Raw genomic sequence first — 26,797 nt, forward strand, 5'->3', positions numbered from 1 at the left:
TAGTAATGGTGAAGATAGATGAACAAGTATTCATCAAATTCCAGTTGTTATCCGTTTGTTTTATCTCCATTGCTCACAATTGAGGTGTTAAATGTAGTATTTTTGATAACCGCATCAAATCATACGAGTTGGTTTTGCGAAATCTGTATTAATACACCATATTTTTTGCTGAATGAAAATATTTTCTGCCGATCAAATCTATCAAGCTGATAAATCCACAATTGAAGAAGAACAGATAAAGAGCGAGGAGCTTATGGAACGAGCTGCGGACCAACTCTTTGAGTGGCTGCATTCCCGTTTGCGGGGCACCCAAGTAAATATTCAATTGTTTTGCGGCATTGGTAACAATGGTGGCGATGGTTTGGTACTGGCCAGAAAGTTGCGGCAACATGGGTACTCCATCGGGGTACATGTGGTCAATTATAGCGATAAGCGTTCGGAGGATTTTCTGCTGAATCTGAAACGGTTAAAAGAGAGCAAAGTATGGCCCAATGTGATCGCTGAGGAAAGTGATCTGCCTGAACTATCGGCCAATGACATTATTGTAGATGCTATTTTTGGGATTGGTCTCAACCGTGCCCCGGACGATTGGGTGGGAAATTTGATTGCCCATATCAATGCTTCCCAGGCCTTTGTTTTATCCGTTGATATTCCCTCGGGGTTGCCTGTGGACAAAGCTCCATGGAACCCCGAATACGTGATACAGGCCAGTTATGTGCTTAGTTTCCAATTTCCAAAGTTGGTGTTCTTTTTGCCAGAGACAGGTGTGTATCTCAACCAATGGGAGATTTTGGATATAGGTCTGGATGCTGATTACATTACCAAGACCGAGACTACGTTTGAATTGATTGGTAGACCAGAGGTTTTGCCGCTTTATCGACCTAGATTAAAATTTTCGCATAAGGGAAATTATGGCCACTCGGTCATTATAGGAGGAAGTTATGGGAAAATTGGGGCCGTTCAATTGGCGAGCAATGCCTGTTTGACTGTTGGAAGCGGATTGGTAACGGCCTTTGTGCCCAAATGCGGTTACGATGCTCTTCAAACTGCGGTTCCAGAGCTTATGGTTTTGACAGGTTCCCGCGAAAAGTACATTTCAGATATTGAAATTCCATTTGAGGCCACCGTTGTTGGGGTAGGTATGGGAATGGGCATGGACGATGATACGGTTTCGGCCTACGCCGGTTTTTTGAAGAGTTCCGACGCGCCCATGGTAATCGATGCCGATGGGTTGAACATTTTGTCCCAAAACCCGGAAATGTTGAAAGATGTGCCGAAAATGTCGGTACTAACACCCCATCCGAAAGAATTGGCCCGCCTAATGGGCTATTGGAATTCAGATTTTGAAAAATTGGAAAAAGCCATGGCCTTTTCGGCGAAGTATGACGTGGTCCTTGTACTTAAAGAGGCGCATACGATTACCGTATATAAGGATAGGGGCTATGTGAACACTACGGGGAATCCCGGTATGGCAACCGCTGGTTCAGGAGATGTGCTCACTGGAATGATCACAGGTCTTATCGCGCAAGGATACGAATCTTTAGAAGCTGCGATGTTTGGTGTTTATCTGCACGGCTTGGCGGGAGATTTGGCGGTGTCTGTAAAAGGATATGAGGCCATGAAGGCATCCGATATAGTGGAACATATCGGGAACGCTTATAAGGAGTTATTTCGTCAACCCGAAGTGGAACAGAAGGACAATGCTTAAGGATTAAGCGCTGTTCCGCCCTTTTTTGAGACCTAGTCTTTTTTGTACCCAAGCTAGGGCATTGTCATATTCGATAAAAAACTCCATGGGTTTTTTGTAGAACATCTTTTCAATATTGAAATTGTGCATATCAATTTCTTTCTTGGAAACAATGGCGAAGGCCTTGAGGTTGTCCAACCCCCTCAAATAATTGTACACGGTGGGATCTATCGCATAGGAATTCTTTCTCAGGCTGATGTAACCAAAGTCCTTGTCCCTAAAATGTATTTCAGAAATACCGATGATTTGATAGGTCCTCTCCAGTGTTATGGTGGCACCTTCATCGAAAGAAGCGACCATGTAGTTGTCAAAGACCTGCACGGTTCCCACCTCCAGCTGATACTCGCGTACCACCACAGTCTTCTTATTAGAAGTTATTTTCATCCCCAAGTGTAATTATAGTGTCTCGCTTACGAAAGTATGTGTGGATCACACTTAACGAAAAAATAATAGATTAAACGCTAAAATATCGTTTATACGGTAAATACAGGGCATAAAAAAAGCTGACGACTGTCAGCTTTCTTTTTTATGATCATCCTGTGAAGTTACTTTTCGGCTTCAGGTGATTTCTCTGCTTTTTTAATCTCGATGGTGAGTTCCTCTTTTTTCTCGTCAAGTTCCATGAAGATGCTATCACCCTCTTCCAATTTGGAATTTACGATTTCTTCCGCCAGAGCATCCTCAATATACTTTTGGATGGCTCTCTTTAGCGGTCGTGCCCCATATTGTTTATCGAAACCTTTGTCAGCAATATAATCCTTGGCTTCATCGGATAGTTTTAGTTCGTAACCAATATCCTTGATGCGCTGGTACAGTTTGTTGAGCTCGATGTCGATGATTTTGTGGATATCCTCCCGCTCCAATGGGTTGAAGACCACTACATCGTCTATCCTATTCAAGAATTCAGGGGCAAAAGCTTTTTTCAGGGCGTTTTCAATGACACTTTTCTGGTGGGTGTCGGCCTGCGCTTTTTTGGCAGCTGTTCCGAAACCGACGCCTTGCCCGAAATCCTTCAACTGTCTGGCCCCAATATTGGAGGTCATGATGATGATGGTATTCCTAAAATCGATTTTGCGCCCAAGGCTATCCGTTAGGAAGCCATCGTCCAATACCTGCAGCAACATATTAAATACATCCGGGTGGGCTTTTTCCACCTCATCGAGTAGCACTACGGAGTATGGCTTGCGACGAACTTTTTCCGTCAATTGTCCACCTTCTTCATAGCCTACGTATCCGGGAGGCGCTCCCACCAATCGCGATATGGCGAACTTTTCCATGTACTCGCTCATATCGATTCGGATAAGGGCATCTTCGGAGTCAAAGAGTTCCTTGGCCAAGATTTTGGCCAGCTGGGTCTTACCGACACCGGTCTGTCCCAAGAAAATGAACGAACCTATGGGTTTGTTCGGGTCTTTAAGTCCTGCTCTGTTCCGTTGTATGGCCCTGGCAACCTTGGATACCGCTTCATCTTGACCGATAACAAAACCTTTGATGAGGTTGGGCAGTTCGGCCAGTTTGTTGCTTTCGGTTTGTGCAATTCTATTAACGGGAATTCCGCTCATCATGGAAACTACATCGGCCACATTGTCTTCGGTAACGGTTTCCCGGTGCAGTTTGCTTTCTTCTTCCCAGCGTTCCTGAGCGGTGGCCAATTCCTTTTCAAGACGCTTTTCATCGTCCCTTAGCTTGGCCGCTTCTTCGTATTTCTGTTTTTTGACGACACTGTTCTTCAGTTCGCGCACATCTTCCAATTGGCTTTCCAGTTCCAAGATTTGCTTGGGAACATCCATATTGACGATGTGTACACGCGAACCGGCTTCATCCAAGGCGTCTATGGCCTTGTCCGGTAGAAAACGGTCGGTCATATATCTGTTGGTCAATTTTACGCAGGCCAAAATGGCTTCGTCCGTGTAATTGACATTGTGGTGCTCTTCGTACTTGGCCTTGATGTTCATCAGGATCTCAATAGTTTCCTCCACGGAGGTGGGCTCTACCATTACCTTTTGGAAGCGACGTTCCAAGGCACCGTCTTTTTCAATGTACTGCCTGTACTCATCCAGTGTGGTGGCACCGATACATTGTATTTCGCCTCTGGCCAATGCAGGTTTGAACATGTTGGAAGCATCCAAACTGCCCGTTGCCCCACCGGCTCCTACGATGGTATGTATCTCATCAATAAATAGTATGATGTCATCGTTTTTCTCCAATTCGTTCATCACGGCTTTCATCCGCTCCTCGAACTGTCCACGATATTTGGTTCCGGCCACCAAAGAGGCCAAATCCAAGGTCACAACTCTTTTGTTGTACAGGATTCGTGAAACCTTTTTGTTGATAATGCGCAATGCCAATCCTTCGGCGATGGCACTTTTACCCACACCGGGCTCACCAATAAGGAGAGGATTGTTCTTTTTTCGCCTGCTCAATATTTGAGAAACGCGCTCAATTTCCTTTTCCCTGCCCACTACGGGGTCCAATTTGTTTTCCTCGGCCAAGCGGGTAAGGTCCCGTCCAAAATTGTCCAGAACCGGGGTCTTGGACTTTTTGCTTCCTTTTTGGGAAGCACCTGAGCCGAAGGAACTTTCTTTGCTATCTCCCATATCATCTGTGTCCCCAGGGAAAGATTCCGCTTGGGGTGTATCTATATAATCATCGTCGCTGGTGATCATGGATTTGAATTGTTCCTTGACGTTATCATAATCCACTTTCAGTTTGTGCAACAGCTTGGTAGTTGGATCGTTCTCGTTACGCAGAATACAGAGCAACAGGTGCGCTGTGTTGATGGAAGAACTCTGGAAAAGCTTTGCTTCCAGAAAAGTGGTCTTCAACGCCCGTTCCGCTTGGCGGGTGAGGTGAAGGTTCTTCTTATCTTTCTGCATAGTGCCCGTATTTGGGTTTGCCGGACTCAGGATTTCCACCTTTCTACGCAGGTGGTCCAAGTCCACATCGAGTGCATCCAATATATTTATGGCTTTGCCATTTCCGTCTCTTAAAAGACCAAGCATCAGGTGTTCCGTGCCAATAAAGTCATGGCCCAGTCTGAGGGCTTCCTCCTTGCTGTATGCTATAACGTCCTTTACGCGGGGGGAAAAATTATCGTCCATACGTTTCTCTTTCAGCAATTAAAATTAATAAAAGTATTGTTATGGTGGTCAAATACCGTACCCTTATTCGATAAAGTAATGGTAAATGTCGGAATAATTAATGTTTTTTGGCGATTTAACAAACCTTTATTATGGCAACTTCCGCAATAGCCCAACTGTTGATAATTTTTTTAATAAAGTATTCGCAAAGGGCTATAAAGGCTGCTATTTTCTGTATATTGCCATGATAATTTAACCACAAAATAACAATACAAAATAAGGATGGCGGAAGGAGAAAAGTTAATTCCTATCAACATTGAGGATGAGATGAAATCTGCCTACATTGATTATTCAATGTCGGTCATTGTGTCACGTGCCCTGCCAGATGTTCGTGATGGTTTAAAGCCGGTCCACCGAAGAGTGCTCTACGGAATGCACGATTTAGGGGTAAGGGCCAATAGTTCGCACAAAAAATCGGCCCGTATTGTAGGGGAGGTTTTGGGTAAGTATCACCCACATGGTGATTCTTCCGTTTATGATACCATGGTCCGTATGGCCCAGGAATGGAGCCTTAGGTATATGTTGGTCGATGGCCAAGGTAACTTTGGTTCCGTGGACGGTGACAGTCCAGCGGCCATGCGTTACACCGAGGCCAAAATGCGAAAGATCGCCGAAGAGATGTTGGCCGATATCGATAAGGATACCGTAGATCATCAGCTCAATTTTGATGACACCATTGAGGAGCCCACAGTGCTGCCTACCCGTATTCCCAACCTTTTGGTAAATGGTGCTTCGGGTATTGCCGTAGGTATGGCCACCAATATGCCGCCCCACAATCTGTCCGAAGTGGTGGACGGTACCGTGGCCTACATTGACAACAATGATATCGAAATCGATGAATTGATTACGCACATCAAAGCTCCCGATTTCCCAACAGGGGGAATCATTTACGGGTATGATGGTGTAAAAGAGGCCTTCCATACTGGCCGCGGTCGCGTAGTGATGCGTGCCAAAGCCAATATCGAAGAGGTGCAAGGAAAGGAATGTATCGTTGTTACCGAGATTCCTTATCAGGTCAACAAGGCGGATATGATCAAAAAAACCGCCGATTTGGTCAACGAAAAGAAAATAGAAGGCATATCCAACATTCGTGATGAGTCCGACAGGAACGGGATGCGTATCGTTTACATTCTAAAGCGCGACGCGATTCCGAACATTGTGCTTAACATGTTGTACAAGTACACGGCGCTTCAGTCCTCTTTTAGTGTGAACAATATCGCACTTGTCAACGGAAGGCCAGAATTGTTGAACCTCAAGGACATTATCTACCATTTTGTAGAGCACAGGCATGAGGTTGTTGTAAGACGTACCAAATTCGAGCTGAAGAAAGCTGAAGACAGGGCCCATATCTTGGAAGGACTAATCATAGCCTCCGATAACATCGATGAGGTCATTGCCATCATCCGAGGGTCCGCCAATGTAGAAGAAGCCCGAAACAGTTTGATGGAGCGCTTCAAATTGACAGAAGTCCAAGCCAAGGCCATTGTGGAAATGCGTTTGCGTCAATTGACTGGTCTGGAGCAGGACAAGCTGCGCGAAGAGCATGCCGAATTGTTGAAAACCATCGAAGACCTTAAGGACATTCTGGAGAAGAAAGAGCGCAGAATGCAGATCATCAAAGATGAACTTTTGGAGATCAAGGATAAATACGGTGACAACAGAAGGTCTGAAATCAATTATGCCGGTGGAGATTTGAGCATTGAGGACATGATTCCTGATGAACAAGTGGTCATTACCATTTCCCACGCAGGTTATATCAAAAGAACACCACTTTCCGAATACAAGACCCAAAATAGGGGAGGAGTGGGGCAAAAAGCCTCATCCACCCGTAATGAGGACTTTTTGGAACACCTATTTGTGGGTACCAACCACCAGTATATGCTGTTCTTTACACAAAAAGGAAAGTGTTTCTGGATGCGTGTTTTTGAAATTCCGGAAGGAAGCAGGACATCCAAGGGTAGGGCCATCCAAAACTTGATCAACATTGAGCAGGATGATAAGGTGAAAGCCTTTATCTGTACCCAAGATTTGAAGGATGAGGAGTACGTGAACAGTCATTTTGTGATTATGGCCACCAAGAAGGGTACGGTCAAAAAGACATCTTTGGAGCAGTATTCCAGACCACGACAAAATGGTATCAATGCCATCACCATTCGTGAGGATGATGAGCTTTTGGAAGCTAAACTGACCACAGGTACCAGTCAGATATTCCTTGGTCTTAAATCAGGGAAAGCCATTCGCTTTGAGGAATCCAAGACAAGGCCAATGGGCAGGAATGCATCCGGTGTTCGTGGTATTACCTTGGCCGATGACAACGATGAAGTTGTAGGTATGGTTTCGGTACACAATTTTGAGGACGATATCTTGGTGGTTTCCGAAAGGGGCTACGGGAAACGTTCCAATATAGAGGATTACCGTATTACCAACCGTGGCGGAAAAGGAGTGAAGACCATTTCCATCACCGAGAAAACTGGCGGTTTGGTCGCGATTAAGAACGTGACGGATACGGATGACCTCATGATCATCAATAAATCTGGAATTGCCATACGAATGGGGGTTGAGGACCTAAGAGTTATGGGAAGAGCTACCCAAGGGGTGCGCTTGATCAATCTTAAGGATAACGATTCCATCGCCGCAGTGGCCAAAGTCGTTAAAGAAGACGATGATGTCGATGAGGTTGATATACGTGACATCGAGGTAAAAGGAGAAGATGGCACGGCTATTGATGAAAATAGGGACGAATAACAATAATTTGTATATTAAGGAGTAATCGATAAACACTAAATAATTTCAATTTTAAACATGAAAACAAGATTATTAATACTAACAGCCATAGGAGTATCCGCAATGGGTTTTGCCCAAAAGGATGAGATGAAGACGGCGGAAAAGGCGTTAAAGGACGGTGATGCCGCAGCAGCAAAAGCTGCATTGGTAAGTGCTGCTTCTACCATTGATTCGGCCAAGGAAAAAGATCAGGCCGAGTATTATGCCCTTTTGGGAAATGCCAACTACGAATTGGCCAAAAAAGGCGACGTAGCCTCCTTCCAGTCCGCTTTGGATGCCTATAAAAAGGTGATTGCCGTGGAAGAAGCCAGCGGAAAGGAAAAGTATACTTCCGTGGCCCGGGAGAAGATGGGGCAGATGACCGCTGATTTGGTCAACGCCGCCGTTGAGGACAACAACAACCAAAAGTTTGCCGAAGCTGCCGAAAAGTTGTACATGGGTTACAAACTTAGCCCACGCGATACCGTGTATCTATACTACGCGGCCAGTAGTGCCGTGAATGGACAACACTACGATGAAGCCCTTAAATACTATAAGGAGCTTAAGGATCTCGGCTATAACGGTGAATCTGTGACCTACACAGCGGTGAATGTGGAAACTGGGGAAACAGAGACCATGGACAAGTCGACCCGAGACCTTTATGTAAAAGCGGGAACGCACAAGGATCCCAAAGAAGAAGTGAATCCATCCAAAAAGCCAGAAATCGTTAAAAATATCGCGTTGATCTACCAACAAATGGGAGAAAATGAAAAAGCGATTGCAGCTTATGCCGATGCAAGGGCGGAAAATCCGGACGATGTCAACTTGGTTTTGGGCGAGGCTAACTTGCACTACACCATGGGCGATAAGGAGAAGTTTAAGGAATTGATGGGACAGGCATCTGCCATGGCCCCGGACAATCCAGATTTGCTCTACAATATTGGTGTAATCAACATGGAACAAGGCAATTTGGAAGATGCAAGGGATGCTTACAAAAAAGCATTGGCCATCGACCCAGGTTATATCAATGCATTGTTGAACCTTTCCACAACCTACGTAAACGAAGGTAACGGCCTTATCGACGAAATGAACGCTTTGGGTACTTCCAAGGCCGATATTGCCAAGTATGATGAGCTTAAGGATAAAAAGGACAGCCTGTTTAGGGAAGGTGCTACCGTTTTGGAAGATGCGCTACAATCCAATCCAGACAACGAAAGCATCCTTACTCAATTGAAGAATATCTACGGCGCCTTGGGCGACAATGAAAACTTCATGAGGATTAAAAAGCTATTGGGAGAGTAGTCATCATCACAAAGATTATAAAAAGAAAGCCCCATATGTTGGGGCTTTTTTTATATCACTTTTTTAATGACCCTAAGTTGATGGGTGTACAGTTTTTCCTCGGTATTGAATATGCCAGTATGGTCTATTCTGTCAATCCGGACATGACCGTTCACATGGATAATGTAGTTGTCCTGCAATATGATGCCTACATGGTCGATAATCCCTTCGTTATCATCAAAAAAGGCTAAATCTCCCGGTTCGCTCTCCTCTATAAAACTCAACGCTTCGCCTTGCTTGGATTGTTCCACGGCCGTTCTGGCCAGCGTATATCCATTTATTTTATAGACCATTTGCGTAAAGCCCGAGCAGTCTATCCCAAAAGGGGTCTTCCCTCCGGCCAAAAAGGGGGCCTTTAGGTATAAGGTGGCCGTGTCGACCAAACTCTCTTTTGATTTTTTACCATGGCATACGCTGCCCTCAAAGGAATGTTGCAGTAAAGTCGGCGCATTGACCATGGAGCCTATTAAAATGGGCAATAACATGCCATCATGAGTGCAGATATGGGAAATTAGGTCGGAACAGACTTTTTGGGTCTCCAAGCCCTCCAATTCATGGTAAACAGGTTCGGAAATGATTGTTAGCTGATTATTGGCTATCCAACCTTCAAATTTATCATAAGCGGTCCGTATACGGCTCCATTTTTTTCGACTTTCCAAAACTTTGAAATGCTCCCCATATAATAATTGGGATGACATTTCGGCACCATCGTCCGGATTTGTTCGAATAGGAACAACGCTTAGAGGACAAATTCCATATTGCATTTACGGTACGGATTGAATCACTAATTTCTTTCCAGAACAATGGACGACGCACCACCACCACCATTGCAAATGGCTGCAGCTCCCAATTTGGCATTGTTCTGTTCCAATATGTTCAAAAGGGTAATGGTTATCCTGGCACCTGAGCATCCCAATGGGTGACCTAGGGAAACCGCACCACCATTAACGTTAACGTTGGCATCGGTGAGGCCTAGAATTTTCATGTTGGCCAATCCCACTACCGAGAAGGCTTCGTTAAACTCAAAATAATCAATATCCCCAATGGAAACTCCCGCTCGGTCCAGTGCTTTAGGCAATGCCTTTGCCGGTGCAGTGGTAAACCATTCCGGCTCGTGGGCAGCATCGGCATACCCTTTTATCGTGGCCAATGGGGTAAGTCCCAGTTCCTTGGCTTTCTCTTCGCTCATAAGCACTACTGCCGCTGCCCCGTCGTTGATAGTGGAAGCATTTGCGGCGGTCACCGTTCCATCCTTGGTGAAGGCAGGCCTTAATGCGGGTACTTTTTCCAATTTGATATTTTTGAACTCCTCGTCCTCGCTTACTATAATGGGCTCTCCTCTGCGTTGGGGCACCTCTACGGGTACTACCTCATTATTGAACTTTCCGGCTTTCCAGGCCTCGGCAGATCTTTTGTAGGATTGGATGGCATAGGCATCCTGATCTTCCCTGCTAAACTTATATTCAGTGGCGCAGGCATCGGCGCATACACCCATCGCGTTTTGGTCGTAGGCATCCACAAGACCATCTTTTTGCATACCATCCACCAAAGTGGAAGGACCAAATTTGGTGCTTGTTCGCATGTAGGCATAGTGCGGTATCAAACTCATATTTTCCATCCCCCCGGCCACAACAATGGAATTTTCGCCCAAAGCAATGGATTGTGCCCCTTGCATGATCGATTTCATGCCCGAAGAACACACCTTGTTCACCGTGGTACAGGGAACAGTGTTCGGAATTCCGGCAAAAATAGCGGCCTGTCTCGCAGGGGCCTGTCCAGTTCCGGCCTGTACCACGTTCCCCATCAATACTTCTTCAACCAGTTCTGGCTTAAGACCAATCTTGTCCAAAGCGCCTTTTATGGCCACAGCGCCCAATTTTGGGGCAGGAACGGTAGATAAGGCTCCCATAAAGCTCCCAATTGGGGTTCTTGCGGCGGATACGATTACTACTTTTTTCATATGTGCATTTTTACTCCTGCGAAAATACTAAATTTAAATGCAAACCATAAGAAGGCAAGCCAACCGACTTGTGATATATATTTTCTATTTTTGAGGTTAACAGCATAAGGAATGGGAAAAACACTGGATAACGTATACAAGCACCAATCACTGGTCTATAAATATTTCCTGTATGTGGTTTCGGTAGCCTTGATCGTGTTCTTTTTCCCAAAGGGCGGAAAGTTCAAATACGAGTTTCAAAGAGGAAAGCCATGGCAATATGAAAATCTGTACGCCCCTATCGACTTTTCCATTCAGAAAACTCCCGAAGAAATAGAAGCCGAGAAGTCCGCCATCCGAAAAAACAAAACGGATTACTTCACCTACAATACGGCTACGGTTTCCGATGTGCAAACGGAAGTAGCCCAAGAATTGAACCTGCTTTTTCAATCGGAACCCTACAGTTCGTCACAGCGCCAAGCGCTCAGAAATTTAGCCGAGCAAATCATCAATGAAATCTACGATAACGGCATATTTCAAAATTTACCGGAATCCGAGCTTGCCGTGGTGGTGAAGAACAATGAGGCACAACCCATTTCACCCGGTGATTACCTCAATGTGGACCAGGCCAAAAAAGACATCTCCCAGCGCTTGAACGACTCGGGAATTTCCGGTGCCACATCTTTGCGGACAATCATAAACAATACCGTAAGGGCCAACCTGTTTTATGACGAAGTATTGACCGATAGCGCACTAAATGATGACTTTCCAAAGTTTCCTATACCCGGGGGGAGGTGAATCAGGGACAATTGATCATTGCCAAGGGAGAAATCGTGGAATCGGAGGACTTTAAAATATTGAACTCGCTCAAGAGTGAATACGAATCTGAACTCTGGATGGGCAGTAATTTCTATTTCATCCTACTGGGTTACACGATTTTGGTGGCTTTGGTGTTGATCATGCTATTTCTTTTTTTGAAAAGATACAGGAACGAAATCTTTCAGAACAACAATAAGGTAACCTTTATTTTCTTCAACATACTGTTGATGGTGGTCGCTACTACCTTGATGGTGAAGCATTATGAGAACTATGTGTACATGGTCCCGCTCTGTATTTTACCATTGGTGCTCAAGAACTTTTTTGATGCTAGATTGGGACTGTTCGTTCATGTATTGACCGTGTTGATCCTTGGCTTTGTGGTGCCCAACAGTTTTGAATACATCTTTTTGCAGATTATTGCGGGAATTGTGACCATTTTGACCGCTTCTGAGCTCTACAAAAGGGCGAATCTGTTCATTTCGGTAGGTCAGATTACCCTGATTTATATTATCGGATATTTTGCATTCCACGCCATCCACGAGGGTAATTTGGAGAACATAGAATGGATATTGTTCGGGGTCTTTGTGCTGAACGGTTTGTTGACCCTTTTTGCACAACCCTTGATTTATATGTTCGAAAAACTCTTTGGGCTGGTTTCGGATGTGTCGCTCTTGGAACTGTCCGATACCAATTCCAAGCTGCTCAAGGAGCTGTCGGACAAAGCACCGGGAACATTCCATCATTCCCTGCAGGTGGCCAATTTGGCCGAGGCAGCGGCGAACGAAATTGGTGCTAACGCGATGTTGGTTAGGGTAGGGGCATTGTATCACGATATTGGTAAGATGGAGCAGCCTACCTACTTTACGGAAAACCAGATCACCAATGTGAACCCACATGATGATTTGCCCCCCAAGGAAAGTGCAAAAATCATTATAGACCACGTATCAATGGAATAGAAATTGCGAGAAAAAACAATTTACCAGACCGTATAATCGATTTTATCCGTACCCACCATGGGACCACGGTGGTCTATTATTTTTATAAGAAACAGCAGGAATTGGAAAAAGAGGTGGATATGGAGAGTTTTCAATATCCCGGACCTATTCCATTTTCCAAGGAAACGGCTATTTTGATGATGTCCGATGCCGTTGAGGCAGCATCAAAGAGCCTTAAAAACCCCACCTTTGCCATTATTGATGAGTTTGTCGAGAAAATCGTAAAAGGACAGATGCAAGCCGATCAGTACTTGAATGCGAATATCACTTTAAAGGAAATTGAGATGGTAAAGAAAGTTCTGAAGCAAAAGCTTACGAATATCTATCATTTGCGGGTGGAATATCCTGAATAGCAGGGCAGTTGGAAAAGTTCCATCAAAAAAATGGAAAAATAGTTGCGATCTTGTAACTGAAAAGGTACATTTGCATCCGCATTTTCAGAATGCACGTTCATAAGAAATAAAGGAGAGGTGCCGGAGTGGTAACGGAGCAGATTGCTAATCTGTCAGCGCGTAAGTGCTGCCTGGGTTCGAGTCCCAGTCTCTCCGCTTTTTCCAAATACAATTCGGGGTGTAGCACCTCGACTTAGCTCGGCACAGGCTCCGCCCGAGCGGTCTACTCAACGAGTATGCCATTTGATATGAGGAGTTTTGTATTGAAAGTTACAGTTTTTGAAACTGTTTTCGGGGTGTAGCGTAGCCCGGTTATCGCGCCTGCTTTGGGAGCAGGAGGTCGCAGGTTCGAATCCTGCCACCCCGACAACCTAATTAAATAGGTGAAAATAAAGCACTGTTAATCATTTGATTTTCAGTGCTTTTTGTTTTTAGTGCATTCATCTGATATCATTTAAAATCAACCAATAGGTGTGTAATCAGGTGCGTAATTCGGTGTACAACCATTTGCTTAAATTGTACTATCTTTAAAGGGCTTTTGTAACTGATTTGACTTTCGATTCAACAGGAATTGTTTAACCAAAGTCATGCAAAATGAAAGCAAAAAACACTTTCGCGGTAAGTTTCTATACCAGAAAATCAAAACGCAGTGCCGATCAATTATCCCTTTATGTACGCATAACGGTGGATAAAAAACGATCGGAAATCAGTCTAAAACGCACCGTGTCCACCAAAAATTGGGACACCAACAGAAACAAGGTCAGGGGAAGTTCAGCTCACATCAGGGAGTTGAACGCCTATCTGGACACTGTATATGGTGCATTATTGGTGTGCCATAGGGAACTCTTGGAAGAGCATAGGGTGGTTTCCGCCGATGCCATCAAATCACGCTATCTTGGTGAGGATGATACGAACAAGACATTAAAGGATCTGGTCGGTTACCATAATGAGAAGATGTCCGTTATCTTGAAACCAGGGACCATGAAGAACTATTATACAACGGAAAGGTACATTCATCGGTTTTTATCGGAAGAATTGAATGTGAACGATGTTTTTCTCAAACAACTGAATTATGCCTTTGTAACGCAATTTGAACATTTTCTGCGGGGATACCGGGATGCCAACAATAAGCTCTCACTGGGCAACAACGGGGTGATGAAGCATTTGGAACGATTCAAGAAAATGCTCAACCTGGCGATAAAAATGGAGTGGATGGAGAAGAACCCTTTTGACCAGATCCAATTTAGGTATTTAAAGTTCGATAGGCAGTTTTTGGATGAAGAGGAACTTCACCGATTGGAAGGAACTGTGCTTACAAACCAACGTTTGGAGCGGATTCGGGATTGTTTTGTCTTCTCCTGTTACACGGGTCTGTCCTATGTGGATGTTAAGGACCTGGTCAAGGCAAACATTATCAAGGGCTTTGATGGTAACCGGTGGATCAGTACCAAACGCGAAAAAACGGATGTTATGGTCAAGGTTCCCTTGATTCCCCAAGCCTGGGCCATTTTGGAAAAATACTGGGATGAAGAAGATTCCCCGGGGAAGGGACTTCTTCCCATTTGTTCCAACCAGAAGACAAACGCCTACCTGAAGGAAATAGCCAGGGCGTGCAAAATCGATAAATATCTCACCTTTCATGTGGCCCGACATACCTTTGCCACTACGGTGATGCTGAGCAATAATGTTCCCATTGAAACGGTTTCTAAACTCCTAGGACATACTAAACTATCCACTACACAAATTTACGCCAGGGTAGTGGAGTCCAAGATAAGTGAGGATATCGATAATCTTTTGATTCGTTTTAAAAGTAAAGAGGTCGATAGAAGTGCTGGGGGATAAGGTTTGCACTTCGATAAAGGGCAAACTTATTTATGCGAACGCAATATCGAATTTAGATAAAGTTTTTTTATAATCTGGGTTCAACTTTAACGAGTGAAAAGTAATCCTATTATTGAAAAGTTTCCACCGGATAGTTAAGTTGACATTAGAAGTACATGTTTACCATAAATGGGTTGACACCAATTCAATGTAATTCATTTTTAAATATATACTTTTAATAACGTAAAATACCTTTTGTATATTTACATATAATAGTAAATAATATTTTACGTTATGTCTAGAAATAGTCTTGTATTGTTGCCTAAGAACAGGAAGCTTTTGGAAACGGTTGGAGAGCATATCAAACTGGCCCGTTTGCGCAGGAAGCTTACGATGAAACAGGTTGCTGAGCGTGCCGGTATTTCCAGACCGACCCTTTCTACCCTGGAACAAGGAAACCCTGCGATTTCCATAGGTGTTCTCCTTAAGGTTTTGTTGGTTTTGGGCTTGGAAAAGGACGTATTGCATTTGGCCGAAGATGATGTTTTGGGAAGGAAAATACAAGATGCTGAACTGACCATTAAAGAGCGAGGTCCGAAAAAATCAAATATATAATGGCACGGGAACGAAGGGAAATATGGGTCTATGCTGATTGGGATGGGATAAAGGGACCTGTCCCAATGGGCCTTTTGTATGCTACACCTTCAAGGGAAAAAGAAATATTTTCCTTTGAATACGATAAGGCTTGGCTCCGGTCCAATTTTGCACAGATCATCGATCCGGATCTACAATTGTTTGAGGGACAGCAATACTTGAATGACGAAAAGTCCAATTTTGGCATTTTCTTGGATTCATCCCCTGATCGTTGGGGCAGGGTGCTGATGTTACGTAAAGAGGCGGCAAGAGCAAGAATCGAATCAAGGCCTCCTAAGACCTTGTTGGAATCCGATTATCTTCTAGGGGTGTATGATGGTAACCGAATGGGAGGACTACGATTTAAAACAACACCGGATGGATCGTTTTTGGATGATGACCAAACAAAGGCGGCTCCCCCGTTCACGAATTTGAGAGACCTTGAATATGCCAGTTTGCAATTGGAAAAAGATGATGCCCCAGACCATCCGGAATATCTAAAATGGCTGAACATGTTAATGGCACCAGGTTCTTCCTTGGGCGGTGCAAGGCCCAAGGCCAATATCCGTGATACCGATGGTAGCTTGTGGATTGCGAAGTTTCCAAGCCAGAATGATAGGCAGGACATGGGCGCTTGGGAGATGTTGGCCTATCGGTTGGCCATTCAATCCGGTATAGCCATGGCACCATCCAAAGTTCAACGATTTTCGTACCATCAACATACATTTTTGACACAGCGATTTGATCGTAAAAAGGATGGAACCCGGATTCATTTTGCTTCCGCGATGACACTGTTGGGGTATACTGATGGGGCAGATTATCAAGATGGGGTCAGTTATTTGGAGCTTGTTGAATTTTTGATGCAACAGGGAGCTGATGTGGACAATGATATGAAGAAGTTATGGAGACGTATTGCATTTAATGTTTGTATTTCCAATACGGATGACCATCTACGGAACCATGGTTTTTTATTGTCCAATTCTGGTTGGGTGCTTTCTCCCGCATACGATATAAATCCTACTCCCAATGGCGGTGGTTTAAAACTGAATATTTCCGAAAATGATAATGCACTGGATTTTGATTTGGTGATGGAGGTGGCTCCGTATTTCCGTCTAAAGGAAAAGGAGGCCAAGAATATCCTTGAATCCATTAAAAAAAATGTTTCACGATGGGAGCAACTCGCGGTAAGTCTAGGCATACCAAGAACTGAAATGGAATTGATGGGAAATGCTTTTAGATTTTGACTTTAAAATTAGTTTTCCCTAAAACAAATGTCGCAAACATTGACATTATATATGACCGGCCTTCTCCCGTTAAACCGGACAATTTAAAACTGGTGAATCCGGGAGAATGACCTCCTCCCAAAATTAACTCCGGCTATAACTAGGGAATTCGAAATGTTTGTTTTCCATTAATTTAAGTTCTGGGAGAACTCCTGTGTTTGTAGATGATGCTGAAATAAACTAGTTCATCGACCGTAAAAGTTAATTTATCATTCCAAAAGGCATTTGCTTGATTGGAAGGTTTCTGCTAAAAGCGTGTTCAGGAGACTTATATCATTTCCAAAAAGAATCACTTATAAACTTTAGGCCCACTGGTAAGGACTCACGCCAAAACGGCCAAGTATGTGCACCATCACGGACCCTGTACTCGTGAGGTATCTGCCTAAGCACTAGTTCCTTGTGCAACTGGGCATTTCCGAGCGTAAGAAAATCGTCATCCCCACAATCAAAATATATTTTTACTTTTTTCAATAGTTCTGGGTCCTTGTTTTTTACCCATTGAAGCACATCATATTCCCTGTAGCTTTTATTTAATCGTTTTTCGCCCTTTGTGCCCACCATATCGGGCATCGCTTTTGAGATATATCCATCCATGGATTCTTGGTCCGAAGAAGTAACGGATTCTTCGGTGAATATGGCAGAGCTATAGGCGGCACAGGCTCCAAAATGTTGGTCATATTTGAATGCCAGTCGTAAGGCACCGGCCCCGCCCATGGAAAGGCCACTGATACCTGTATATCGCTTTGTTTTACGAACACGGTAATTGTTTTGGATATAAGGGAGCAATTCCTTCATGAACATATCCTCATATGGATAGGTGCCATCCGTTCTGTTCATATAGAGCCTGTCATCCCCATCTGGCATAACAATCACCATTTTCTGGATATTTCCTTGCTCAATCTCGCGATCGACTATTTGTTGCATTCCCCCCGATTCAATCCAACTTGTTTCATCACCGGTATAACCGTTTAAAAGATAAACTACGGGGTAATGGCGTTCGGAATAGTCATAACCATCCGGCAAATAAATGGAATACTTGACCTCTGTTTTTAAAAGATCGCTATTCATAACTTGGCTTTCCAAGATCTTACTTTGACCTAATAGTGCAGTATGGATGGCCAGCCAAAAAAGTAGCATTGCGCATGTTCTCATAACTATGGATATCCTTAATTGATTAGGGTATAGGGACCAATATACCCTGTTAATATTTGACGGTCCACAATATCATTGATGTAAGATAACAAAAAGCGATAAATAATGGACATGAACTAGTAGATCCTTTGTTGAAAAAACGTACTGGTACCATGGGCAAAATATGCAGGGAACACTTGGTTCACGATTCCTTTTAGAATGTCGTAAATCAATCTACAGGGGTGAAATGTGCATGAGCGCGCACCTAAGTTCGTGGGAGCTGTTGATGATGGTCGGTACCGGTTCCAAATATCTTTTACAATCTATTCAGGCCGAATTCCAAGGTAGTTTTGTCAATTTCTTAAACGGGTATAGGGCCGAAGCGGGCAAACGACCGATACTGGATGTGAGCCGCTCAATGGAAGTTGCTTGTTCGACGCAGGTGCCCACTACTGAATCGGCAAAGAGACCATAGCTTTTTTACATTAAAGTCAAAAAAATAATCAGGTTTAAAGATTTTTTTATAATTTGTTAACGTTTTTTGGAAATAATATTATTGGTTTTTACACATGCTATTGTGAAATGCCCATTCCTTTAGATTGGATAAATCTTTCCATACAAAGGGATTGTCTCTTCTTCATAAGGCACATTTTTCGTTTATGATTTAAGCTGATCGAGAATATCGATGTAAATGTCTTAGGTTATGAAACAAAGCGTTCTGTGCAAACAGTAAGAATTCGATTCCACCGAAACCTTACCAGAACAGGAGCGCTTAAAAGAAAGGCGAAAAAATGGATCGACATAGCTTTACCAAAGAATCCTATCTATTGGAGCACTTAAAAAGAGGCTCTACGGCTGCCTATGAGCATCTATTTACACTATACCATAAAGAACTCTGTAATTATCTGTCGGCAATTACCGGAAACCCCAAGGTTGCCGAAGATATTGCCCAACAAACCTTTATCAAGATATGGGACAATCGCGAGAAGTTACAGGTCGAGGATAACAAACTTAAGCGATACCTATTTAAAGTGGCCTATAACCTTTTCATCGATGTACAACGAAAGAGAAAAAAGGAATTTAAGCTGCTCGAGAAATTAAAACAGGAGGCTTATCTCGACCTCACCGATGTGGATACCTCCCTTTTCGAAGAAAGGCTCAGGAAAGTTGAAAAGGAAATCGACAACCTCCCTGAACAGTGCAAGAAAGTGTTCATCCTAAGTAAGCGAGAGGGGCTTAAGTACCGAGAAATCTCCGAACAACTTCAAATTTCCATAAAGACCGTGGAAGTACATATGGCCAAAGCCATGAAGCGGCTTAGGGCCCAGCTCACCAGTTTACTTTAATTTTCACCATTCCATTATTGCTTTATCGTAGTTGGATTTCCACAATAAGTGGGTTATATATGTACTTTCTCCATTTAAAATGTTAAAATTTTAGATTTCTATAAGGGTTTTTTGAAAAAGTTACGTCTCTTGATAAAGTGACAAAATACATCAAATGACCAAACTTGATATTAGAAGAATCATTACTAGGTATATCAACCAAGAGGCTTCCCAGGAAGAATTGGCCATTTTATATGAATGGGTAAAGAAAGGAAACAACAAAGAAGTCTTTAAAAAGTTGGTACAAGCCGACTATCTGGTCAATTACGAGGATAGACCATGGGATACCGAGGTGGCCTTTGAGCAGTTCCTGCATACCATTAAGAGCAAGGAAAATGGAAAGGTGAAAGGACTTTACAGCCGTCCTTACCTCTGGAAATATGCTGCAATTGCGGTTATTTTCTTGGGGTCCTCATTATACTTTCTTCTAAATCAGCAACTATTTGAAAAGGTTCCTCTGAATGTAGGTCCCGACCAGATTACCTTGGAACTGGACAATGGAGAGGTACTGGTCTTGAAACCATCATCAAACAATACCGTTAAAAGCAAAAATGGAACTACGGAGGTCTCAGTGATCAACGGGGTGTTGACACAAAGGGACAACGGAAAAACCAGTGGGTCTACACGCAAAAACACTTTAAGTGTACCCATAGGTGAGCGTCTATCGGTAACACTGGACGATGGTTCCGTTGTAATGCTCAATGCGGGCTCGACCATGACATACCCATCAAGTTTTGAAGGTGCTGACCGGAGAGAGGTGCTTGTAACAGGAGAAGCCTATTTCGAGGTGGCCAAGAACCCGAATAAACCATTTATTGTACGGACCTCCAAAATGTATACCCAGGTCTATGGTACAGTTTTCAATGTTTCGGCCTACCCAGAAGATGAAATCAATGAGGTGGTCTTGGTTGAAGGTTCAGTTGGGGTAGGAACACTTTTCAGGGAGTCGCTGGAAGGAGAGCAAATGCTCAAACCTTCCCAAAAGGCCTCCAGTAATCCAAGGGAAGGCAACGAATTTCTTATCGAAGATGTCGATGTTTCCCCCTACATCTCATGGACCAAGGGAATCCTTGTTTTTGAGAACGAGCCCATGGGCAAAATCATCAAAAGGTTGGAACGGCATTACGGCATCCAGATAGACAATAGATTTGAACAGCTTGAAGAAAGACGTTTTACGGGTATGTTCGATGAAGAAAATATTGATCGCGTCCTTAGAACCATACAGGCGCATACCCAATTTAGTTATTACCTAAAAAATGAAATGATAATAATAAATGAACCTCATAAACAATAGTGCCTATGAAGTAAAAACCAATAACCAAAAAACAATTACTAACTAACTACACTAATTCAATTATGAAAAAAACCATAACTAAAGGTGCATCATGCCCAAAATTGGGCAAAAACATGCTGTACGGCCTATTTCTGATCCTCTTTTTTGGTCAGGTCAATGCAGCTTCCTGTGCACAGTACGACAAGGTGGACAAAAGCTTTTTCGATACCAAACTGAGCGAAGTTTTTGAGACCGTCACCCAAACAACAGGGTACAAGTTTTTTTATGAGGCTTCGGAGGTGGACCTGGACCGAAAAGTTACCGTTCTTGGTAAAAATCGCTGTGTAGCCGACTTTTTTGAGGAGGTTTTTAAGGGTACAGACCTTACTTTTAAGATCATTGCAAGGCAGATAGTCATTAAGAAAAGGACTGAATCCTTGCCCAACTTGGTCCCACAACGAAAGGTTGAACAGGATAACCCACAAACCACCTTGACCGGTCTGGTGTTGGATGAGTCCGGGATTCCTTTGGCAGGCGCCAGTATTATTGCAAAGGGAACCACTGTAGGTGTTACTACCGATTTTGATGGTAATTTTGAAATTGACTTGCCCTCAGGGGTAACCGTGATCCAGGTCTCCTACATAGGATTTAGGCCTAAAGAGGTGAATGTTGCCGGTCTTACTACAGTAACCGTTACTATGGAAGAAGACGCTGCCTCATTGGATGAGGTGGTCGTTGTCGGTTACGGTACTTTGGCAAAAAAGAAAGTTACGGGATCAGTTGTTTCGGTAAGCTCCGAGACGATTACCGAGGTTCCTGCCCTCACTCCAGAAGCCGCACTTATCGGTCAGGTAACCGGTGTTCAAGTACAAGAGGTATCAGGAGAGCCCGGTGCCGCTCCCAATATCAGGGTAAGGGGCTCAGGTTCCATTTCAGCGGGAAACGACCCACTGTTTGTTGTGGACGGGATTCCTATTTCACGGAACCTTACCTCCTCCAGCCAATTGGGTGGGGTGTCAAACAGGCGATCGGCCTTTCAGCCACCAACGATTAATCCACTGGCTACGCTAAACCCTAACGATATTGAGTCCATTCAGGTCTTGAAGGATGCCAGTGCCGCTGCTATCTATGGCTCTAGGGGTGGCAATGGGGTATTATTGATTACCACCAAAAAAGGTTCTAATGGAGATGAAGGGGTGTTTTCCTTTGATTCATTCTTAAGCCTCCAATCTGTGGCCAATAAGCTTGATCTGATGAACGCACCGGAGTTGATCGACTTTACAAGGGATGCTAGAAACAACGCCTATCTTCAGTCGGTGGACGGAGCGTCCATAGATGACCCCATTGGTCCTGGAGACAGAGGTAACACCAATTACGAAATGCCCGAATCCTTTATCAACTGGGATGGTACGGATACAGATTGGCAAGATCTGCTCTTTAAAACGGGAATTGTACAGAGTTATAACTTCTCTTACGCCTCACCGATACGGAATAAGACCAGTTTTTATCTGTCCTCAGGATATTTTTCACAAACAGGAATTATTGACAAGGCCAAGTTTGAGCGTTATACAGTTTTGCTTAATCTCAATTCCCAATTGACAGAAAAATTGAACTTGGATGTGCGTTTGGCCCCAACAGTGACCGAAAATCAAAGGGTACCGGCATCTGCACCTTATTTTGCAACCCCTCCTGGAATCGTTTATTCGGGCATCGTACACTCTCCAACCGTAAGTCCTTACAATCCTGATGGTACGATCAATCAATTAAACAATCAGTCCTATTTGGGCGGAGGTACCACAACGGCCAGTAACCCTTTGGCTATCATAGAGGCTGTGGATGACCAAATATTCCAATTCCAGACTAGGGGAACCCTTGGATTGACCTATGACATCCTGCCGGAATTGAGTTTTAAAACCTTTGGAGGTGTTTATATCAATCTCTTCAACCAAGATTTTTATAGGGCAAGCTCCCTATTGTTCCGAAATTCAGCGGATGGTAACCCTTACGGTCAAGCGTCCTCTTCCACAGAGACCAATTGGCTCTGGGAAAATACATTGAATTTTAAAAAGGAGTACGGCGATCACTACGTGGATGCGGTACTCGGTTATACCGCGCAAAAGGATAACCTGACCTTAAAACAGGTACTTGCCAATAATTACCCGGATGATTTGGTCCCGACCATAAGTGGAGGTCAGGTATTTGGCGGAACCTCTATCCAGGAACAATGGTCTTTATTGTCTGCCCTTTTTAGGGTGAATTACAGTTACAAGGACAAATACTTGTTCACTGGAACGATTCGTTCAGATAAGTCCTCACGATTTGGTAAAAATAATCAGACCGGCTACTTCCCATCCTTTTCTGTAGGTTGGCGATTGAACGAGGAGACATTTTTAAAGGATTCAGAATCCATATCTGAGTTAAAGCTCCGCCTAAGCTGGGGCCAGACCGGAAACTTTGAGATTCCCAACTACGGTGCCGTAGGGCTTCTTGCGCCTCAAAACTATAATCTCGGGGGCAACCAGATCAATGGACTGGTTCAAAGTACGATACCCAATCCTAACTTAACTTGGGAAAAATCCGAGCAAATCAATGCAGGTATCGAATTGGGCTTGTTCAATAACAGGGTCTTCGTTTTGGCGGACTATTATGATACGCGCACAAAGGATTTATTGTTGAATGTGGCCATTTCTTCCGTATCTGGATTTGAGACCAACTTGAGAAATCTGGGAGAAGTAAAAAACTCGGGTTTTGAAATCGCCCTGAGCACCAAGAATTTTGTTGGCGACTTCACTTGGAATACGGATGTCAATTTTGCAACCAATAAAAATGAAGTGCTGTCATTGAATGTAGACAATGAGCCCATATTTTCTTCTGGAAGTGCAGGCGTAAGGCACGTCACCCAGGTAGGGGATCCTATCGGCAGTTATTATGGATATGTGGTAGATGGTATCTATCAGTCGCAAGAGGAAATCGCCAATGCACCGGTCGATACCCAAGCTCCCGATCCAGCACCGGGTGACTTTAGGTTCAAGGATATCAACGGGGATGGACAGATCACCCCGGACGACAGGACCGTTACCGGTAGTTATTTCCCTGATTTTATTTGGGGTATCAACAATCGACTGACTTTCAAAAATATTGATTTTAGCTTTTTGATTCAAGGAACGGAGGGCAATGAAATATTGAACCTGACCTCCCGGCACATGAAGAACGGAGAGGCCAATTTCAATTCCTACGCAGTTTTCAACGAACGATGGAGATCCCCTTCCGACCCGGGGAACGGGTCCATTCCCAGGGCGGATAGATTGTCCGGGAACCATGGGAACAATAACAGGCCCTCTTCTTTTCAAGTTGAGGATGGGTCTTACGTACGTTTGCGTAACGTGACCCTGGGTTATACGCTGCCAACGGATAATTTTTTTGGAAGTAAGATCCAGAGACTTAGGTTCTATGTTACCGCCACCAACCTCTTTACCATAACCGATTATCTTGGCTATAACCCAGAGGTGAGCAGTATTACAACGAACAGTTTGACACCTGGGGAGGACTATGGGGCATTTCCATTGACCAAATCCTTTACCATGGGCGTAAACCTTAAGTTCTAACCTAAAAACCTCAGAAAGATGAAACGAATTTTATATATAATGCTATGTACGGCTTTATTGACCGGGTGTAGTGAAGAATTTACTGATCTTGCCCCAATTTCCAACAGAAATGAGGCAGACTTTTACAATGCCCCGGAAGACTTTGAGGTGGCCATTAATGCCAGCTATGCAGGTCTACAGAGTACGGGTATCTACGGACGGGGTTATTGGACGATGTTCGAGATGCGCAGCGACAATACCGACCAAGGCCCGGATGCCACTGGTTTGGCGAGGCAGTATACTGAAATCAATTCCTTTACGGAGGATGCGCTCAATGAACAGATTACCGCAGCTTGGAGCGAGTCATATCGGGTAATTGCCAACTGCAATGTCATTTTAGATCGTATACCTCCCATCGAATTGGATGCGGAACTCAAAAATAGGATTACAGGGGAAGCCTTGTTCATTCGATCGTTGGTCTATTATCACATGGCCATCGGTTTTGGAAATATTCCGCTGCAACTGACCCCTTTTGTTAGCGGTGATGAATTGGTGCAGGTCGATGAGACCACCATATTGCAACAATTGGTGACAGATTTGACCGAGGCGGAGGCAAACCTTCCCGTTTCCTACTCAGGGAACGAGGTGGGAAAAGCGACCAAAGGCGCTGCCGCAACCTTACTGGCCAAAGTACTGCTGACCTTGGGCAACAATTCGGAAGCGGAAACCGTCTTAAGACGCATTATTGGGAACTATGGCTACGAACTGTTGCCCAATTATGCCGATTTATGGGGCGTTGCCAATGAAAATAATGCCGAGTCGATATTTGAAGTGCAATATATCAGTGGTGGAATTAGCCAAGGAAGCGTTTTCACCAATGATTTTTCACCAAGTACCGATTTGCAGACCGGAGCTGGGTTTGGACGTAACCGTCCTACCATTTCCATGCAAGAGGCCTATGAGGACGGGGACTTGAGATATGAGGTATCCATGGGTGCCACCTATATCAACGCGGAAGGAGAGGTGGTCGAAGCCAGGCATGTCCGAAAATACCAATCCGATTTGGCCATTGAAAACGACTCCGATATCAATTTTGTGGTCTTTCGATATGCTGATGTGCTCCTCATGCTGGCAGAAGCCTTGGGGGAAAGCTCGGAGAGTTACGACCTAATCAACGAGGTAAGGAACAGAGCAGGGCTTCCGGATATCGATGCTTCGACACCAGGGACTTTTCAAGACAAGTTGCTACAGGAAAGAAGGGTAGAGCTCGCTTTTGAGAATCACCGATGGCCCGACCTCAAACGCTTTGGTGCCGTAAATAAGGTCCTAGAGGCAGAGGACTTCATAACGGATACCCGTGAGTACTTCTTTATCCCGCAAAGGGAAATTGACATCAATCCAAACTTTGTACAGAACTAAATAAGCAAAGACATTAAAAACAAGTGCATGTTTTCATTCATTAGGTTAGTTTGATTGATCCCAAACCGTGAATTTCCTACTTATTGCTTTAGGTGAATCACCGAATTAATCGCTTTAAAACATGTCACCGTGATAGTTGTCCCTTGCGGGACGACCAGACCTTGAACTGAAAAATTTTAATGAACCATTTATCCAAAACAACATGAAAAAATTAGTACTGGCCATTTGTCTATGCCTTGCATTTTCAACCATTCAGGCCCAACAAAAAAAAGTATTGAACATTTTAGCCATTGGAGCACATCCGGATGATTGCGACTCCAAATTTGGGGGCACGGCGGCCTTGTTTGCAAAAATGGGCCATAATGTGAAGTTTTTGTCCTTGACCAATGGTGATGCAGGTCATTATGCGATGGGAGGTGGAGTTTTGGCCAAAAAACGCAGGCAAGAGGCCAAGGACGCTGCAAAAGCGTTGGGGATATCCGAGTATGAGGTATTGGACAATCACGATGGCGAATTGTTCCCGACCCTTAATGTGAGATTGGAGGTAATTCGCAGGATTAGGGACTGGGATGCCGATATCGTTTTGGGACTACGGCCAAACGATTACCACCCAGATCATAGAAATGCCGGTTCGGTAGTACAGGATGCAGCGTACATGAACATTGTACCCAATGTCGCACCCGATACCCCTCCCCTTAAAAAGAACCCGGTGTTTTTGTATATGAGCGATCACTTTAAAAAGCCCTATCCCTTCCAAAAGGATATTGCGGTCATTGTTGATGATGTCATCGATACCAAAGTCAAAGGATTGGCTGCCCACGATTCACAAATGTTCGAATGGTTGCCATGGACAAGGGGAGTAGACGTCTCTACCATACCCACAGAGGAAAAGGCAAGATTGGCTTGGTTAAAGGAGGCTTGGATGAACAGGGCACCTGATGCCAGTACTTTGGAGGCCGTAAAAAAATGGTACCCAGGTGTCGATGTTTCCCAAGTGAAACAAGTGGAGTTCTTTGAAATCTGCGAGTATGGAAAACAGCCGTCGGATGAAGAAATAAAAATGTTGTTTCCCATGTTGGGAACCAAATAATGGTAAAGAACACCCCAGGTAGCATCCAAAAATAAATAACCA

At 44.0% G+C, this 26,797-nt stretch carries 17 protein-coding genes, 2 tRNA genes and 1 pseudogene; 15 read left to right on the forward strand and 5 right to left on the reverse strand.

What is annotated here, in order from left to right; translation table 11 throughout:
* Positions 1-172: 172 nt before the first annotated feature.
* A complete protein-coding gene (locus ABNE31_RS08345) occupies positions 173-1,708 on the forward strand; it encodes an NAD(P)H-hydrate dehydratase (RefSeq protein WP_349353012.1) in 1,536 nt (511 codons plus the stop codon).
* A gap of 3 nt (positions 1,709-1,711) precedes the next feature.
* Here the strand turns inward: ABNE31_RS08345 and ABNE31_RS08350 are convergent, their stop codons facing one another.
* Together ABNE31_RS08350 and ABNE31_RS08355 are read right to left on the reverse strand one after the other, a co-directional pair.
* Positions 1,712-2,131 carry an STAS/SEC14 domain-containing protein gene (locus ABNE31_RS08350; RefSeq protein WP_179385399.1) on the reverse strand — a complete coding sequence of 140 codons (420 nt, stop codon included), beginning with the start codon at positions 2,129-2,131 and terminating at the stop codon, positions 1,712-1,714.
* A gap of 161 nt (positions 2,132-2,292) precedes the next feature.
* Positions 2,293-4,848, reverse strand: a complete 2,556-nt coding sequence (locus tag ABNE31_RS08355; RefSeq protein ID WP_179385398.1) for an ATP-dependent Clp protease ATP-binding subunit — start codon at positions 4,846-4,848, stop codon at positions 2,293-2,295.
* A gap of 261 nt (positions 4,849-5,109) precedes the next feature.
* Here ABNE31_RS08355 and gyrA point away from each other — a divergent pair, with 261 nt between their 5' ends.
* Together gyrA and ABNE31_RS08365 are read left to right on the forward strand one after the other, a co-directional pair.
* Positions 5,110-7,632 (forward strand): DNA gyrase subunit A, encoded by a 2,523-nt coding sequence (gyrA, locus tag ABNE31_RS08360; RefSeq protein WP_179385397.1) that lies wholly within the window; start codon positions 5,110-5,112, stop codon positions 7,630-7,632.
* 57 nt (positions 7,633-7,689) lie between these two features.
* On the forward strand, positions 7,690-8,952 hold the full coding sequence (locus ABNE31_RS08365) for a tetratricopeptide repeat protein (RefSeq protein WP_179385396.1): 1,263 nt from the start codon (positions 7,690-7,692) through the stop codon (positions 8,950-8,952).
* A gap of 50 nt (positions 8,953-9,002) precedes the next feature.
* Here ABNE31_RS08365 and ABNE31_RS08370 read toward each other — a convergent pair whose 3' ends face one another.
* Positions 9,003-9,755 carry a C40 family peptidase gene (locus ABNE31_RS08370; protein ID WP_349353013.1) on the reverse strand — a complete coding sequence of 251 codons (753 nt, stop codon included), beginning with the start codon at positions 9,753-9,755 and terminating at the stop codon, positions 9,003-9,005.
* A 20-nt stretch (positions 9,756-9,775) separates the two neighbouring features.
* A complete protein-coding gene (locus ABNE31_RS08375) occupies positions 9,776-10,951 on the reverse strand; it encodes an acetyl-CoA C-acyltransferase (RefSeq protein ID WP_349353014.1) in 1,176 nt (391 codons plus the stop codon).
* Positions 10,952-11,062: 111 nt separating this feature from the next.
* Here ABNE31_RS08375 and ABNE31_RS08380 point away from each other — a divergent pair.
* The 6 genes and pseudogenes from ABNE31_RS08380 (at position 11,063) to ABNE31_RS08405 (ending at position 16,834) form a co-directional block, all read left to right on the forward strand.
* Positions 11,063-13,097 (forward strand): annotated as a pseudogene (locus ABNE31_RS08380) (HDIG domain-containing metalloprotein).
* Positions 13,098-13,208: 111 nt separating this feature from the next.
* Positions 13,209-13,292, forward strand: a tRNA-Ser gene (locus tag ABNE31_RS08385).
* A gap of 136 nt (positions 13,293-13,428) precedes the next feature.
* Positions 13,429-13,503, forward strand: a tRNA-Pro gene (locus tag ABNE31_RS08390).
* Between the two features lie 227 nt (positions 13,504-13,730).
* Positions 13,731-14,978 (forward strand): site-specific integrase, encoded by a 1,248-nt coding sequence (locus tag ABNE31_RS08395; protein ID WP_293287589.1) that lies wholly within the window; start codon positions 13,731-13,733, stop codon positions 14,976-14,978.
* A gap of 273 nt (positions 14,979-15,251) precedes the next feature.
* Positions 15,252-15,572 carry a helix-turn-helix transcriptional regulator gene (locus ABNE31_RS08400; RefSeq protein ID WP_293287586.1) on the forward strand — a complete coding sequence of 107 codons (321 nt, stop codon included), beginning with the start codon at positions 15,252-15,254 and terminating at the stop codon, positions 15,570-15,572.
* Positions 15,572-16,834, forward strand: coding sequence for a HipA domain-containing protein (locus ABNE31_RS08405; RefSeq protein ID WP_293287584.1), 1,263 nt, complete (start codon positions 15,572-15,574; stop codon positions 16,832-16,834). The genes ABNE31_RS08400 and ABNE31_RS08405 overlap by 1 nt, the downstream gene beginning before the upstream one ends.
* Positions 16,835-17,146: 312 nt before the next feature.
* Here the strand turns inward: ABNE31_RS08405 and ABNE31_RS08410 are convergent, their stop codons facing one another.
* Entirely contained in the window at positions 17,147-17,941 is a 795-nt protein-coding gene (locus ABNE31_RS08410; RefSeq protein WP_293287582.1) for an alpha/beta hydrolase family protein, read from the reverse strand.
* 316 nt (positions 17,942-18,257) lie between these two features.
* On the opposite strand from ABNE31_RS08410, the gene ABNE31_RS08415 reads away from it, so the two are divergent.
* From ABNE31_RS08415 to ABNE31_RS08440, 6 genes are all read left to right on the forward strand, one after another.
* Positions 18,258-18,479: a hypothetical protein gene (locus ABNE31_RS08415; RefSeq protein ID WP_293287580.1), complete on the forward strand. Its 222-nt coding sequence runs from the start codon at positions 18,258-18,260 to the stop codon at positions 18,477-18,479.
* 316 nt (positions 18,480-18,795) lie between these two features.
* A complete protein-coding gene (locus tag ABNE31_RS08420; protein ID WP_166250123.1) occupies positions 18,796-19,350 on the forward strand; it encodes an RNA polymerase sigma-70 factor in 555 nt (184 codons plus the stop codon).
* 154 nt (positions 19,351-19,504) lie between these two features.
* Positions 19,505-20,683 (forward strand): FecR domain-containing protein, encoded by a 1,179-nt coding sequence (locus ABNE31_RS08425; RefSeq protein ID WP_179385385.1) that lies wholly within the window; start codon positions 19,505-19,507, stop codon positions 20,681-20,683.
* A 62-nt stretch (positions 20,684-20,745) separates the two neighbouring features.
* The gene (locus tag ABNE31_RS08430) at positions 20,746-24,267 is read left to right on the forward strand and encodes a TonB-dependent receptor (protein ID WP_293287578.1); all 3,522 of its coding nucleotides are present in this window, start codon (positions 20,746-20,748) and stop codon (positions 24,265-24,267) included.
* A gap of 18 nt (positions 24,268-24,285) precedes the next feature.
* Entirely contained in the window at positions 24,286-25,665 is a 1,380-nt protein-coding gene (locus tag ABNE31_RS08435) for a RagB/SusD family nutrient uptake outer membrane protein (RefSeq protein ID WP_293287576.1), read from the forward strand.
* 202 nt (positions 25,666-25,867) lie between these two features.
* Positions 25,868-26,755, forward strand: a complete 888-nt coding sequence (locus tag ABNE31_RS08440; protein ID WP_293287573.1) for a PIG-L family deacetylase — start codon at positions 25,868-25,870, stop codon at positions 26,753-26,755.
* Positions 26,756-26,797 lie beyond the last annotated feature (42 nt).

Source organism: Flagellimonas sp. MMG031, from assembly GCF_040112705.1.
Classification (GTDB): Bacteria; Bacteroidota; Bacteroidia; order Flavobacteriales; family Flavobacteriaceae; genus Flagellimonas.

What these genes read in the sequence shown, in the direction of transcription:
- ABNE31_RS08375 (WP_349353014.1), bottom strand. Translation starts at nt 10,951, where the DNA reads ATGAAAAAAGTAGTAATCGTATCCGCCGCAAGAACCCCAATTGGGAGC.
- ABNE31_RS08345 (WP_349353012.1), top strand. Translation starts at nt 173, where the DNA reads ATGAAAATATTTTCTGCCGATCAAATCTATCAAGCTGATAAATCCACA.
- ABNE31_RS08405 (WP_293287584.1), top strand. Translation starts at nt 15,572, where the DNA reads ATGGCACGGGAACGAAGGGAAATATGGGTCTATGCTGATTGGGATGGG.
- ABNE31_RS08400 (WP_293287586.1), top strand. Translation starts at nt 15,252, where the DNA reads ATGTCTAGAAATAGTCTTGTATTGTTGCCTAAGAACAGGAAGCTTTTG.
- ABNE31_RS08395 (WP_293287589.1), top strand. Translation starts at nt 13,731, where the DNA reads ATGAAAGCAAAAAACACTTTCGCGGTAAGTTTCTATACCAGAAAATCA.
- gyrA (WP_179385397.1), top strand. Translation starts at nt 5,110, where the DNA reads ATGGCGGAAGGAGAAAAGTTAATTCCTATCAACATTGAGGATGAGATG.
- ABNE31_RS08370 (WP_349353013.1), bottom strand. Translation starts at nt 9,755, where the DNA reads ATGCAATATGGAATTTGTCCTCTAAGCGTTGTTCCTATTCGAACAAAT.
- ABNE31_RS08350 (WP_179385399.1), bottom strand. Translation starts at nt 2,131, where the DNA reads ATGAAAATAACTTCTAATAAGAAGACTGTGGTGGTACGCGAGTATCAG.
- ABNE31_RS08440 (WP_293287573.1), top strand. Translation starts at nt 25,868, where the DNA reads ATGAAAAAATTAGTACTGGCCATTTGTCTATGCCTTGCATTTTCAACC.
- ABNE31_RS08420 (WP_166250123.1), top strand. Translation starts at nt 18,796, where the DNA reads ATGGATCGACATAGCTTTACCAAAGAATCCTATCTATTGGAGCACTTA.
- ABNE31_RS08410 (WP_293287582.1), bottom strand. Translation starts at nt 17,941, where the DNA reads ATGAATAGCGATCTTTTAAAAACAGAGGTCAAGTATTCCATTTATTTG.
- ABNE31_RS08365 (WP_179385396.1), top strand. Translation starts at nt 7,690, where the DNA reads ATGAAAACAAGATTATTAATACTAACAGCCATAGGAGTATCCGCAATG.
- ABNE31_RS08415 (WP_293287580.1), top strand. Translation starts at nt 18,258, where the DNA reads ATGAGCGCGCACCTAAGTTCGTGGGAGCTGTTGATGATGGTCGGTACC.
- ABNE31_RS08435 (WP_293287576.1), top strand. Translation starts at nt 24,286, where the DNA reads ATGAAACGAATTTTATATATAATGCTATGTACGGCTTTATTGACCGGG.
- ABNE31_RS08355 (WP_179385398.1), bottom strand. Translation starts at nt 4,848, where the DNA reads ATGGACGATAATTTTTCCCCCCGCGTAAAGGACGTTATAGCATACAGC.
- ABNE31_RS08425 (WP_179385385.1), top strand. Translation starts at nt 19,505, where the DNA reads ATGACCAAACTTGATATTAGAAGAATCATTACTAGGTATATCAACCAA.
- ABNE31_RS08430 (WP_293287578.1), top strand. Translation starts at nt 20,746, where the DNA reads ATGAAAAAAACCATAACTAAAGGTGCATCATGCCCAAAATTGGGCAAA.